Source organism: Aeromonas sp. s12, from assembly GCF_040907925.1.
Lineage (GTDB): Bacteria > Pseudomonadota > Gammaproteobacteria > Enterobacterales > Aeromonadaceae > Aeromonas > Aeromonas veronii.
Genome location: NZ_JBFOCT010000013.1, coordinates 228,272 through 241,126, shown reverse-complemented (window position 1 = coordinate 241,126; position 12,855 = coordinate 228,272). Strand labels below are relative to the sequence as shown.

General features: G+C 57.5%; 11 protein-coding genes. 3 read left to right on the top strand and 8 right to left on the bottom strand.

The window, feature by feature from the left end; translation table 11 throughout:
• Positions 1 to 61: 61 nt before the first annotated feature.
• Entirely contained in the window at positions 62 to 1,324 is a 1,263-nt protein-coding gene (locus AB5Y67_RS06515; RefSeq protein ID WP_042055459.1) for a DUF945 family protein, read from the bottom strand.
• 107 nt (positions 1,325 to 1,431) lie between these two features.
• Positions 1,432 to 2,913: a cardiolipin synthase gene (gene cls / locus AB5Y67_RS06510; protein ID WP_005361740.1), complete on the bottom strand. Its 1,482-nt coding sequence runs from the start codon at positions 2,911 to 2,913 to the stop codon at positions 1,432 to 1,434.
• A gap of 97 nt (positions 2,914 to 3,010) precedes the next feature.
• On the opposite strand from cls, the gene AB5Y67_RS06505 reads away from it, so the two are divergent.
• Positions 3,011 to 3,553 (top strand): DUF1439 domain-containing protein, encoded by a 543-nt coding sequence (locus tag AB5Y67_RS06505; RefSeq protein ID WP_040065150.1) that lies wholly within the window; start codon positions 3,011 to 3,013, stop codon positions 3,551 to 3,553.
• 5 nt (positions 3,554 to 3,558) lie between these two features.
• On the opposite strand, the gene AB5Y67_RS06500 is transcribed toward AB5Y67_RS06505, so the two are convergent.
• Positions 3,559 to 3,999 carry a GNAT family N-acetyltransferase gene (locus AB5Y67_RS06500; protein WP_041980377.1) on the bottom strand — a complete coding sequence of 147 codons (441 nt, stop codon included), beginning with the start codon at positions 3,997 to 3,999 and terminating at the stop codon, positions 3,559 to 3,561.
• A gap of 340 nt (positions 4,000 to 4,339) precedes the next feature.
• Here AB5Y67_RS06500 and AB5Y67_RS06495 point away from each other — a divergent pair, with 340 nt between their 5' ends.
• The gene (locus tag AB5Y67_RS06495) at positions 4,340 to 5,077 is read left to right on the top strand and encodes a lytic transglycosylase domain-containing protein (protein ID WP_064340994.1); all 738 of its coding nucleotides are present in this window, start codon (positions 4,340 to 4,342) and stop codon (positions 5,075 to 5,077) included.
• Positions 5,078 to 5,169: 92 nt separating this feature from the next.
• Here the strand turns inward: AB5Y67_RS06495 and aqpZ are convergent, their stop codons facing one another.
• Positions 5,170 to 5,859 (bottom strand): aquaporin Z, encoded by a 690-nt coding sequence (gene aqpZ, locus AB5Y67_RS06490; protein WP_368207582.1) that lies wholly within the window; start codon positions 5,857 to 5,859, stop codon positions 5,170 to 5,172.
• Positions 5,860 to 6,129: 270 nt separating this feature from the next.
• On the bottom strand, positions 6,130 to 6,342 hold the full coding sequence (locus tag AB5Y67_RS06485) for a DUF1653 domain-containing protein (protein ID WP_005334366.1): 213 nt from the start codon (positions 6,340 to 6,342) through the stop codon (positions 6,130 to 6,132).
• A 381-nt stretch (positions 6,343 to 6,723) separates the two neighbouring features.
• Between AB5Y67_RS06485 and AB5Y67_RS06480 the strand changes: the two genes are divergently transcribed.
• Positions 6,724 to 7,938, top strand: coding sequence for a pyridoxal phosphate-dependent aminotransferase (locus tag AB5Y67_RS06480; protein WP_005334367.1), 1,215 nt, complete (start codon positions 6,724 to 6,726; stop codon positions 7,936 to 7,938).
• Positions 7,939 to 8,001: 63 nt separating this feature from the next.
• Here the strand turns inward: AB5Y67_RS06480 and AB5Y67_RS06475 are convergent, their stop codons facing one another.
• The 3 genes from AB5Y67_RS06475 to AB5Y67_RS06465 all read right to left on the bottom strand — a co-directional run bounded on the left by AB5Y67_RS06475 (position 8,002) and on the right by AB5Y67_RS06465 (position 12,746).
• A complete protein-coding gene (locus tag AB5Y67_RS06475; RefSeq protein WP_064340993.1) occupies positions 8,002 to 9,477 on the bottom strand; it encodes a YfcC family protein in 1,476 nt (491 codons plus the stop codon).
• A 162-nt stretch (positions 9,478 to 9,639) separates the two neighbouring features.
• Entirely contained in the window at positions 9,640 to 10,833 is a 1,194-nt protein-coding gene (gene fabV / locus AB5Y67_RS06470) for an enoyl-ACP reductase FabV (RefSeq protein WP_005361765.1), read from the bottom strand.
• 287 nt (positions 10,834 to 11,120) lie between these two features.
• A complete protein-coding gene (locus AB5Y67_RS06465) occupies positions 11,121 to 12,746 on the bottom strand; it encodes a methyl-accepting chemotaxis protein (RefSeq protein ID WP_123172693.1) in 1,626 nt (541 codons plus the stop codon).
• Positions 12,747 to 12,855 lie beyond the last annotated feature (109 nt).

The following is a 12,855-nucleotide window of genomic DNA, read 5'->3' as shown; positions in this document are numbered from 1 at the left end:
ATGCAAACACCAGAAACAACAACGGCTCCCGCGGGAGCCGTTGTTGTTTCTGCGCCGAGTGTCAGAGCGGCAGATCGTTTACCGTCACCGCGCCCTTCTCCAGCTTCAGTTCGGAGGTCAACGCTTGCTTGTCGGCCTTCAGATAACCCATCAGGGTCAGCTGATCGAGCATGGGGGCCAGTTGCGGCACCGCCTTGCCCAACTTGTCGCTGAGGCTGGCATGCAGCACGCCGGAGAGGGCCTGCATCCCCGCGTCGCTGTTGAACAGCTGCTCCAGCGAGGTGGAGGCCAGCTTCACGTCCCCCTTCATGGTCACCGCCTCACCGTTGAGCTTGGCGCTGAGATCGGCCAGTTCAAGGGTCGCGCCACGTTTGAGCATCTTGTCCAGCGCCTGCTGGATAGCGGCATCTTCAACTCCCTTGCCACCGGCGGCCTGCAGCCCCTGATACCCTTCCAGATCCAGACCGTTGAGGTTGAGCGCCAACTTGCTGTCGGTCACTGCCAGGGTGTCGGTCTCGTTCTCCAGATCCAGCTTGGCAATTTTCATCTGATAGCTGCTGGAGAGGGTCTGGGCATCATCACCAGTCAGCTGAGTCTCGGTAGTCATCCCCTGCAGGGCAACCTTGACGCTGTCAGGCAGTTGTACCGTGAGGGCCGAGAGGGTCATCTCGCTCTGGGGCGAGAGAAGCACACCGCTGATCTCGGCAATGTCGGCACTCCCTTTCAGATCGGCCAGCACCAAGTCCATCTTGCTCTGCTCTTCATGGACCGTCATCCCCTGCCAGGTCATGGTGAGGTGACCATTCCCCTCCAGATTGCCGTGGAACTCGCCGCTCAGGGGCAGGAAGCTGAACTCGTCCAGCCCCTGTTTGATCTTGAATTCATTGGCCCAGAAACGGCTGCTGTTACCCTGGGTCCAGAGACTGGTGACCGACTCCAGACCGAGTTCCCACTGCTCCATGCCCAGTGCGGTGAAAACCGGCGCCAGAGTGCCATTATGGGTATCGAGCAGGAAGTGGCTCTTGATGTAGAGCGGCAGGATCTGGCTCTTGACCACCAGTTGCAGCTCGATGGGCTGACTGCCCTCCAGCTCGCTGTCGATGGCAGCCAGCTCCTCCGGCGTCACCACGACCTTCAGGATCCCGTCACGGGTGAAGAGGTTGCTGCTGCCCGGCTGCCACTGCATGTCGAGCCCGCTCTCTTTCTCCACCTTGGCGATCTGCTCCGCCATGATGTTGTCGAAGCTGTTGCCCGTGTACCAGCACGCAGCCAGACCACCACCTACCAGTGCCGCACCCACGGCGAGGGCCACTATCTTTTTCATATATCCATGTGTCTCCTGGGAGTTGTCACTGCACTCTACGGGGCGGACTCGGGGCTAGGCAAGTCCAATCAGATGGCGAGTCCACTTTCTTGCGGCTCGCCACAACATCACAGCAAGGGGCTGAAGAGATAGAAGATGTTCTCCATCGCCTTCTTGTACCAGGGGCGGGCCTGCCATTGGGCCAAGGTCATCGGGGTGGCTTCCGCCATATAGCCCTGTACCAACCGGGTCATCTGGGCCACGAACGAGGGGTTGTCCACCAGCAGGGTCACCTCGAAGTTGAGCCAGAGGCTGCGCCGATCCAGATTGACCGTCCCCACCAGAGCGAAGTCATCATCCACCAGCACGCTCTTGGTATGGAGCAGACCGGCATCGTAGCGGTAGATCTCCACCCCGGCCGCCAGCAGCTCCTCCATAAAGGCGTTGCAGGCGTAATTGGCCATGATGGAGTCGTTGCGTGCCGGCAACACCAGCTGCACCTGCACTCCGCGCGCCGCCGCCGAGCTGAGTGCGGCCGCCAGCGGATCGTCGGGTACAAAGTAAGGGGTCGTCAGCACCAGATGGCTGCGGGCCTGATAGATGGCCAGCAGCAGGCTCTGCTGGATGCAGTCGCCGCCGACGAAGGGGCCGGACGGGATCAGCTGGGCACGGTAGTTGGTCTGGGGCCAGGCTTCCGGCTCATGCTGCAGACTGTCGAGCAGCCGCTCGCCGGTCTCCATCTCCCAGTCCCAGACGAAGATCGACCACATCAGCGGCACCATGGGCCCCTGCACCCGGATCATGATGTCGACCCACTGGCCGACCCCTGCATCCTGCTTGAAGAAACGGGGATCCACCATGTTCATGGAGCCGGTGTAACCCACCCTGTCATCGATCACCACCAGCTTGCGGTGCATCCGCAGATCCTGACGCTGGAACAGAATGCGCCAGGCACCGACCGGCAGCACCTCCACCAGCTTGACCCCCGCCTTGCGCAGCTTTTTGGGCCAGTGGGAGCGGAAGAACTGCTTGCTGCCCACCGAATCGAGCAGCAAGCGACAATCAACGCCGCGTTGCGCCACTTCAATCAGCGCCTCGCACACCTCGTCGGCATCGCCGCCCGGATGCCAGATATAGAACTCCAGATAGCAGGAGAGCGTCGAGCGACGGATATCCTGGGCAATCTCGCGCAAGATCCAGTCCGGCTTGTTGAGCAAGGTCATGCGGTTGCCTGAGAGCATCGGCATGGCGAGCCGCCCCTGGATGAGATCGTGCAGCGGTTGCGCCTTGGCGCCCACTTCGCAGCAGTGCTGCGGGAACAGACGGGCCAGTTGGCGGATCCAGATGGCATAAGGGCGATACATGGCCTGGGCGCGCTCGGCACGGCGGCGCCCCAGCTTTATTTCACCAAACAGCACATAGAAGCCCACCCCGGCAAACGGAATGGCATAGATCAGCGCCAGCCAGGCCAGCGACACCCCGATGGGACGGCGTTTCATCACCACCCGAAACGACACACCGGTGACAATCACGGTATGAAAAAGCAGTAGCAGCCAACCCAGAAAACGGGAAAACAGCAGTTGAAGATCGTGTTCCAGACCGTTAAACAACGGGGACTCCTTCTAATCGACAAACAGCGCGGTGGGCAGACCCCAACCGGCCGGGATGGTATGCTGTAAGGCAAATCCATTCTATCAGGTCGCACGCATGATCCTGCAATCTATGCTGCTCAGCCTGGCCATGCTAGGCCAAGGCTCATATGACATCAATGAGCAACAGATAAACCAGTACCTGCAATCTCAGGTGCAAGTCGACAAACAGCTGGAGCTGCCGGGCATCATCAAGGCCCATGTGCAGCTGGAACAGAGCGACGTCCAGATCGGTCGCCAACGCCCCGATACCGCCCGGGTCTATGGCAAGGGCAAGCTCAAAATCGCCCTGCCAGACAATACCGAATATGACGCCCGCCTGCAGATGACCTATGAGGCGAGACCCCGCTATGACAAGAGCCAGAGCGCGCTGTTTCTCGATAACATGAAGCTGGTGGAGTACAAGCTGGAGCCGGAGGCGGCCGAGAAGAAGTTCGGGCTGATGCTCAACATGCTGCTGCAGAGCATGGAGAAGCGGCTCGAGACCAAACCGGTCTACAAACTCAATGACAAGGATCCGGATCAGGCCTGGCTGAAGGAGAATCTGCTGGGGCTGGAGCTGTCACCGGGTAAGATCCACCTGCTGACCAAACCTCGCTAAACCGCTCAATTCAGGAGGGGCTGGGTGGTATCCCGTACCAGCAGCTCCACCTGATACCCCTGCTGCTGCTGCCGCTCGTAGAGGGAGAAGAGCGACCCGCTCAATTGATTGAGGGGCATATCGGCAAACCCGGCCTTGAGATAGAAAGGCTTCTCGAAGGGCAGCGCCTGACAAACCACAGGTTTGTCCAACAGACCGTGACAGGCGTGCTGCAGCAGCCGTGACCCCAATCCCAGCGACTGGTAGTGGGGCAACAGGCGAAAGCCGCACAGATGGTAAAACTCCTCCTCGTCCCGCAACCGAACCGCCCCCACCAGCCAGTGAGCATCACGTACGACAAAGATCCGCTCGGCCAGATCCGGCACATAGTGGGAAAACGTCGTCTCGTAATAGTCCCTGATAAGGGAGAGGTCGGCGTCGCAGTACTCTTCGAAAGTGAGTTCCATCGCCAGCTTGCTTGTCACAGACAAATCCTTTGATAATCAGTTATTAGTGCCAGATACGGTGCGCTAATCCGACCACATGACGCCAGCACGATAGCATGCCTTTCGTCAACAAAAAAGCGGACGTCGTGGGCAGCTTGCTTACCCGGTGGAAAAGGCCATTACCCACCGCCTGACGGCCAAAACCGTGCTTTATGATGACAATCCTTTATTGCGGCGGATACTTTGATCCCGGTCACCGAATCGGATCATTTGCCCCCTGTTGGCCGCTTGTTCTGCCCTCGTCATGATGCTTTACTCAACATGGTCATCACAAGAAGGAGTATCAGGGTTGAAAGCATGGATGCTGGCAGGCCATATGTTGTTGATCCCCCTGAGCGGATTGAGCCAGACTCCCCCCCCCGCGGAGGTGATCTTCCTGACCGCCGCGCCCTCCCCCTTGCGTCCGGTCAAAGATGCCACTCCCGTCCCACAACCCGACACCGCTCAAACGACGGCAGTCGCCACCAACGGCAAGAAGCAGATCCAGGTCTATAAATCGGTGCAACAAAACGGGGTGGTTCGCTACTCCGACATGGCACCCGAAGAGGGCCATTACGAGCTGCTGCTGTTCAATGACTGCTTCGCCTGCGATCCCAAATCCAGCGTCAACTGGCAGACCACAGGGCTGTTTCTCTATGACTATGCCAGCACCATCAAGGCGGCCGCCAAAACCTATCAGGTTGAGCCGGCGCTGATCCGGGCGCTGATCCATGCGGAATCCGCTTTCAATCCGCTGGCGGTCTCCCGTAAGGGGGCGATGGGGCTGACCCAGCTGATGCCCGCCACTGCGCGGGAGTTGGGGGTCGGCAATGCCTTGCTGGCGGAGCAGAATATCTTCGGCGGGGTGAAATACCTGGCGGGACTGCTCAAGCAGTATGACGGCAACGTGGCGCTGGCGACCGCGGCCTACAACGCCGGCGCGGGCGCCGTACAAAAACATGGTGGTATCCCGCCCTATGCGGAAACCCGTGCCTATGTGGAGCGTGTCCAGCTCCTCCATCTGCGCTACAAAGAGATGCTGCAAGCCAAAGGGCTCTGAGGTTAGCCTAGGTTAATGCTCTTTTCTTGCCCCTCCAGAAACAAAAAACACGCCCGCAGGCGTGTCGATACCACACTTTGTTTCGCAAATGATTACTTCTGCTCAGTCGCCACCAGGCGATAAGCCAGCGCACCCAGAATGGCACCGACAATCGGGGCAACCCAGAACAGCCACAGCTGGCTGATAGCCCAGTCACCGACAAACAGCGCAACACCGGTACTGCGGGCCGGGTTGACCGAGGTATTGGTCACCGGAATGCTGACGAGGTGGATCAGGGTCAGGCACAGACCGATGGCGATCGGCGCGAAACCGGCAGGCGCACGGCTATCGGTGGCGCCCATGATGACGAACAGGAAGAAACCGGTCATCACCACTTCACACACCAGTGCGGCAGTCAGGCTATAACCACCCGGAGAGTGCTCACCGTAGCCGTTGGAAGCAAAACCGGCAGAGAGATCAAACCCGGCCTGACCGCTGGCAATCACGTAAAGCACGGCAGCAGCGGCAATGCCACCCAGCACTTGCGCCACGATATAAGGCAGTACACCGGATGCCGGAAAACGACCACCCGCCCACAAACCGTCGGGCACGGCCGGATTGAGGTGGCAACCGGAGATATGGCCGATGGCAAACGCCATGGTCAGCACGGTCAGACCGAAAGCCAGCGAGACACCCAGCAGACCAATCCCGACGTGAGGGAAGGCTGCAGCCAGCACGGCACTGCCGCACCCGCCCAATACCAGCCAGAAAGTGCCCATAAACTCAGCAGCAACAGGTTTCACATTATTTCTCCCATTTGAGATAACACCGAACAAGACCCGAGAAGGGCCCATGCTTGAACAAGCGCAGCATTATGGGAGTGTGAGTCCAGATTGCGAACCCGGCGGGCAGAGCTCATTGAATGTGATGTTCGTCACAATTAGTTGATTAGATAAGGGATTTATCATTAAGACAGCCGGCTGCACATCTCATACCCAAGGGCGTCATGCGACAACTTGTGACACCGTTTAGCTCGAGTGCTCATCCCTTGAACGATAAAAACGGAGGCGTGGTCAGTCTCCTGCAGGGGCAAAACGGCTGACAACCTGCCCCTGATGCTCAATCCACTCCATAAACATGGCGACGGGACGGGCATAGACCTGACCATCCTGCTCGGATTGATAAATGACCAGCTGCTCCTGGGTTTCGGTATGCAAAGCCAGGGCAAGCACTTGATAGTAACCCCCCTTGAAGTGGCGATAGCGGCCTGGAACGGGTGCTTGCATGGGAAAACCTCGCAGAAGTGAACACCGATGAGCGAACCACATAAAGATGACACCATGAGTGCCAGTCAACTCATCGAAAAGGGGGACGAAGACGATTTTTTACACAAGCCAATCGTGCCACAGGATCCGGATATTGCAACACAGTCAGGCAGCTTTGTTAATTCGTTCCCCATGTTTCACTAGTTAACCTTGGTTAGCACCAAAGATCGTGCTGAACTTAACGTTCTAGCAACCCTGTTTTAGGGCTAAAAATCAGGGAATTCTTCTAAAAAGAGGATTGTTCTAGCATTCAATTCTGTGAAGAATAGGGGAAAAGAAATTTGATACTAAAAATCGCCTTTTTCGCCAACGCGTCCCTGTGGGGAAGGAATCACACTCACCATGTTCACAATCGACAAGTCGCACAAGCTCGACGATGTCTGCTATGACATCCGCGGCCCGGTGCATAAAGAGGCTCGCCGTCTCGAAGACGAAGGCCACCGCATTCTCAAGCTCAACATCGGCAACCCGGCCCCGTTCGGCTTTGATGCGCCGGAAGAGATCATCAAGGATGTGATCCTCAACATGCCGCTGAGCCAGGGCTACTGCGACTCCAAGGGGCTCTTCTCTGCCCGTAAAGCGGTGATGCAGTACTACCAGCAAAAAGGGATGCGCAAGGTCGATATCGACGACATCTACATCGGCAATGGCGCCAGCGAGCTGATCGTGATGGCGATGCAGGCGCTGCTCAACAATGGCGACGAGATGCTGGTGCCCTCCCCCGACTACCCGCTCTGGACTGCTGCCGTCACCCTCTCCGGTGGCCATGCGGTGCACTACCGCTGCGATGAAGGGGCTGACTGGTACCCGGATCTCGACGATATCCGCGCCCGCATTACCCCGCGCACCCGCGGTCTGGTACTGATCAACCCCAACAATCCGACCGGTGCAGTCTACGGCAGCGAGTTCCTGTTGGAGGTGATCGAGATCGCCCGCCAGCACAACCTCATCATCTTCGCCGACGAGATCTACGACAAGATCCTCTACGACGATATCTCCCACACCAGCGTCTGCACCCTGTGTGACGATGTGATGGTGGTGACCTTCAACGGCCTCTCCAAGGCCTACCGCGCCTGCGGCTTCCGTCAGGGCTGGATGGTCATCACCGGCCCCAAAGGCCGTGCCCGCGGTTACATTGAAGGGCTGGAGATGCTGGCCTCCATGCGACTGTGCGCCAACGTGCCGATGCAGCACGCCATCCAGACTGCGCTTGGCGGCTACCAGAGCATCAACGAGCTGATCCTGCCGGGCGGCCGCCTGCGCAAGCAGCGGGACAAGGCGTGGGAGCTCTTGAACGAGATCCCCGGGGTTTCCTGCGTCAAACCCAAGGGAGCGCTCTACATGTTCCCGCGCCTCGACCCCAAGGTGTATGACATCCGCGACGATCAGAAGATGGTGTTCGACCTGTTGCAACAGGAAAAGCTGCTGCTGGTACAGGGCACCGGCTTCAACTGGCCGGCACCGGATCACTTCCGGCTGGTGTTCCTGCCCCGCGAAGAGGAGCTGGAAGATGCCATCGGCCGCCTCGCCCGCTTCCTCAAGGGCTACAAGCAGTAAGCAAAGCTCATGAAAAAGGCTCCCGCGGGAGCCTTTTTGTTATCTGTGGTTTTATCCGTGCCATCAGCCGTGCAGCAGGGCACCGGCCACCAGCACCGCCATGGTGATGAGAGCCACCCCGATGATGAAGGGCAGCACCCAGCGCACGAAGCGATCGTAGGGGATCTTGGCCAGCGCCAGACCGGCCACCAGATGGGCGGCGGTGGGGGCAAACAGGTTGATCCAACCGGAGGCGGACTGATAGGCCGTGATCACCAGATCCCGGGAGATACCGGAGAAGTCCGCCAGCGGCCCCATCAGCGGCATGGAGACGGTCGCCAGCCCCGAGGTGGACGGGATGAAGAAGCTCAGGATGATGTGTACCAGATAGGACATCAGGATGAAGACCGACGAGGAGAGCCCGCTCACCAGCCCTTCAGCCCAATGCAAAATAGTGTCGATGATGACGCCCTGCTCCATCACCACATAGATGCCGCGCGCCACCGCAACCACCAGCGCTACCCCGATGAGATCCCGAGCGCCGCTCAGGAAAGTCGCCACATAGTTGGACTCCGGCATCCGGTTGATCAGCGCAATCAGGATGGAGGCGCTGAAGAACAGGGTAGAGAGCTCGTCAAACCACCAGCCAAAGGTGGGCAGCACGTCGATCCCCAAGTCCGACCAGGGCACCACCGCGTAAATCATCAGCAGGAAGGTGCCGAAGAAGACCAGCATGGTGAGCTTCTGCTTGCCGGTGAAGGCGAGGTTGCCGCTCTTCATCTGGGAGAACTCGTCGTCATAGGTGATGTCAGCCAGCACGGAGCGGGATTTGTCCTGCTGCACCTGCTTGGCATAGCGCATCACGAACCAGGAGGCGAAGATAACCAGCAGCAACCACTGGATGACCCGCAGGCCAATCCCCTCACCGATGGGGATACCGGCAAAACCGGAGGCGATACCGGTGGCAAACGGGTTGACGGTGGAGGCGAGCACCCCGACCCCGGAGCCGAGCAGGATAATGCCCGCCGCCACCATGCGATCGAAGCCCGCCGCCATCATCACCGGCACGATCAGCGCCCAGAAGGCCACCGTCTCCTCCGCCATTCCGAAGGTGGAACCACCAAGAGCAAAGAGAGCGATCAGCACAGGGATCAGCAGCCGTTCGCGCCCGGCAAAGCCGCGCACAATGGCTCCGACACCGGCATCGAGCGCACCGCTCTGCATGGTCACCGCGAGAAAACCACCGATGATGAGCACGAACAGCGCCACGTCGGCCGCCTTGTGAAAGCCCTGAATGGGGGCCTTGAGCACCTCGAACACTCCTTGCGGGTGGGCGGGTAACTCGGTGTAGCTCCCAGGCACCGGCAACAGCCGCTCGTCGCCGCTGTAATCGGCCACGGCCGCTGCCGCCACCGGCTGCTGGGTCTTGGCGGTGACATAGTCATATTTGCCCGCTGGCAGCACCCAGGTGAGGGCGGCCATCAGCGCGATGATGATGAAAAGTAGGGTATAAACTGTGGGGAGTTGGCGCTTCTTGGGCGCCTCGTTTGGAGTGGTCATAGCTTCCGTACCTCGGCAATGCCGTCTGTGATCCGATCAGCGCAAGACTAGCGGGTTTGATATGGGAAAAAGGTGATCGCTGATAATAAAATTCCGCAAATTAGCGGAATTTTTGCCAAAAAAACAGGGCCCCGTGGGGCCCCGTTTTCACTTGAGTCAGACTCAGAGCTCGACCACGTCGAATTTCACATCCGGATTTACATCCGCATCATAATCGACCTCATCCAGACCGAAACCGAACAGGCGCAGGAACTCCTGCTTGTAGCCGGTGTAATCGGTCAATTCGGAGAGGTTTTCGCTGGTGATGGACGGCCACAGGTCACGGCAGGTCTGCTGCACATCTTCGCGCAGTTCCCAGTCATCCATGCGGATGCGAGCCTGATCGTCCAGCGCCATGTCGGACGCGTAGAGACGGGTGCGCATCATGCGATCCACCTGCTCCATACAGCCCTCGTGAATGCCCTTCTCCTTCATAATCTTGAAAGCCATGGAGATATAGAGCGGCATCACCGGAATGGCGGAAGAAGCCTGGGTCACCACGGATTTGAGCACGGCCACGTGAGCGGTGCCGCCCTTGGCAGCCAGATCGCCACGGATGGCGGCAGCGGCGCGATCCAGATCTTCCTTGGCGCGGCCCAGAGTGCCATGCCAGTAGATTGGCCAGGTCAGATCGGTACCGATGTAGGAGTAAGCCACGGACTTGGCGCCGTCAGCCAGCACGCCTGCATCACGCAGGGCTGCCATCCACAGCTCCCAATCCTGACCGCCCATGACGGTGATGGTGTTCTGGATCTCTTCCTCGTTCGCCGGCTCGACGGTGGCGGTGATGATCTGATCCTTGTTGGTATCGATGGCGGTAGTGGTGTAGACCTCGCCGATCGGTTTGAGGGCAGAGCGCACCACTTCGCCAGTTTCCGGCATCTTGCGCACCGGAGAGGCCAGAGAGTAGACCACCAGATCAATCTGACCCAGATCCTGCTTGATAAGCTCAATCACCTTGGCGCGGCACTCGTTGGAGAAGGCATCGCCGTTGACGCTCTTGGCGTAGAGGCCCGCCTCTTTGGCTGCCTTGTCGAAGGCGGCAGAGTTGTACCAGCCAGCGGTACCGGTCTTGGACTCGGTGCCCGCTTTTTCAAAGAAGACGCCGAGGGTGGCGGCGCCGCTACCGAAGGCAGCCGCAATCCGGGAGGCCAGGCCATAACCGGTGGAAGCGCCGATCACCAGCACCTTCTTGGGACCATTCTCGATGGTGCCCTTGGCCTTGGTATAAGCGATCTGGCGACGAACATTGGCTTCACAACCGACCGGATGAGTGGTGGTGCAGATAAAGCCGCGAACCTTGGGTTTGATGATCATATGGGGTCTCGGATCCGTTTAATGGATGAAATCGGGGCATAAGATACCTCATCTTGCCGCGATAAGGTGCTCTGATGTGTTGAACTGCGGCAAAAATGGCCATTCAGGGTGACGGCTGCCGTCAAAAATGCACAATTTTTCGGAAAGCGTCACTTCATCAGTCCGGTAATTAATCTCCCCATATCTATGGAAACCGATGACATGTTTCAACGCAGGTGCAGTACGACCAACATGATACAAAAAGGCCCCGAACTCTCGGGGCCTGGGGGTAATGTCATCGAATTATATCAAGCGGCATGTGAGCGCCATTTAAAATGATTAATCTGTATTCTCATTGACTTGGCCATCTCATCAAGACGCTGACACTTGGCCGATACATGGGCTGCCGAGTCCGAGGTATGTACTGCGATATCGGCAATATTGACCATGCTGCGCGTCATCTCTTCGGTGACTTTGCTTTGCTCTTCGGCTGCAGCGGCGACCTGCACATTGAGATTATTCAGATCATCCACCGCACTCACAATTTCTTCCAAAGAGACGCCGCAGGTCAGCATCAGGGTATTCGTCTTCTCCACTTCAGATAATCCGATATTCATACTATCAACAGCCATAGTTGCATTCTGTTGCAGGCGGTTGACGGTATTCTGGATTTCTCCGGTAGAGTTTTGGGTGCGCTGAGCAAGCACCCGGACTTCATCAGCCACAACAGCGAAGCCACGCCCCTGCTCACCCGCTCTGGCGGCTTCAATTGCCGCATTCAGTGCCAGTAAATTGGTTTGTTCGGCAATCGAGCGAATAACCCCCATCACCTGGGTAATGTTATTGCTTTCGATAGCCAGGTTTTGCAGCACAGTGGATGTATTTTGCAATTGACCAGAGAGCAGAGCCATATTCCCAATGGTCTCCTTGACAACCGCTTGCCCCTCTTCTGCCTTGTTTTCAGCCTGACGGGCGGCAATTGCAGCACTATTTGTATTTTGAGCGATTTCGTTAACCGTTGCGCTCATCTCATTCATCGCCGCAGCGCTCTGATCTGTCTCCAGACGCTGCTGGGCCATTTGCTCTGCACTGGTTAGCCCCAGCTCGTTCAGTGCATCGGCGCCTGTCGATAACTGTTCGGCCACGTCATCCATTTCGCCAATCAATCTGCGGAAATGGCTAACCATATCATTCAGCGCCCGTGCGACTTGCCCCAATTCATCTTCCCGAATGACGGGGACGGTGACGGTCAAATCCTGCTCATGCTGCAATTTGTAAAGTGCTCTGCGCAAAGCGGTGAGCGGTTGACTGATCCCGCGAAAAATCCAGATCCCCAGCACGGATAAAGCGAACAGGGCAATCCCGGTGATGGAGAGGAAGGCAAATGAAAAATCAACGGCCAGACTTTCCAGGGTACCAACATGCTCATCTGCAAATCTCAGCTGGAGTTCAACCAGCTTGCCCAGCTCCTCATTAAAAGGATCAACCGTGCTATATAACTGATGAATTGCCTTATCAAGAGGAGCTTTTAATGAAAGATCACTCTTAATACGATCCAGTGTAATGTCGGCTTTGTTCATCAATACTTGGGCAGACTCCGCAATCGCCCGCTCTTCCGCAGACATCTTCTGGGCCATGTAACGCTTCCATTCCGTTGCGGCTTTTAACTGCGCTTCAGTAACGGAACGATTTGCCTCTTCACGGGTGATTAATCCAACATGCGCTTTATTGATCGCATCAACGACACTGACCGCATACAAGTCTGAAATCAGCTTCAGTTCGGATAACTGCTGCACCTCCTCTTCATTCACCTGATGGGCAGCCTGATTCATCAGGCGCATCCCCCAAAGGGAGAGAGTGCACAGCAAAATCATACAAAACAGCGGTACCACAACCAGCATCAATAATTTGCTACGAACCGAGATCCCTTTCATGGTGTCGTCCTCATACTCAGGCCACTGGTCGTTTAATATGCAATTGATACACCAAGCATCACGCGACCACTCATTTCAATACAATCACCCGCTTACCTCATTAAAAAGC

Coding starts and splice junctions, on each gene's coding strand:
- AB5Y67_RS06475 (WP_064340993.1), bottom strand. CDS start 9,477: ATGACCACTCCAAACGAGGCGCCCAAGAAGCGCCAACTCCCCACAGTT.
- AB5Y67_RS06480 (WP_005334367.1), top strand. CDS start 6,724: ATGTTCACAATCGACAAGTCGCACAAGCTCGACGATGTCTGCTATGAC.
- AB5Y67_RS06495 (WP_064340994.1), top strand. CDS start 4,340: ATGCTGGCAGGCCATATGTTGTTGATCCCCCTGAGCGGATTGAGCCAG.
- AB5Y67_RS06485 (WP_005334366.1), bottom strand. CDS start 6,342: ATGCAAGCACCCGTTCCAGGCCGCTATCGCCACTTCAAGGGGGGTTAC.
- AB5Y67_RS06515 (WP_042055459.1), bottom strand. CDS start 1,324: ATGAAAAAGATAGTGGCCCTCGCCGTGGGTGCGGCACTGGTAGGTGGT.
- AB5Y67_RS06505 (WP_040065150.1), top strand. CDS start 3,011: ATGATCCTGCAATCTATGCTGCTCAGCCTGGCCATGCTAGGCCAAGGC.
- AB5Y67_RS06465 (WP_123172693.1), bottom strand. CDS start 12,746: ATGAAAGGGATCTCGGTTCGTAGCAAATTATTGATGCTGGTTGTGGTA.
- fabV (WP_005361765.1), bottom strand. CDS start 10,833: ATGATCATCAAACCCAAGGTTCGCGGCTTTATCTGCACCACCACTCAT.
- AB5Y67_RS06500 (WP_041980377.1), bottom strand. CDS start 3,999: ATGGAACTCACTTTCGAAGAGTACTGCGACGCCGACCTCTCCCTTATC.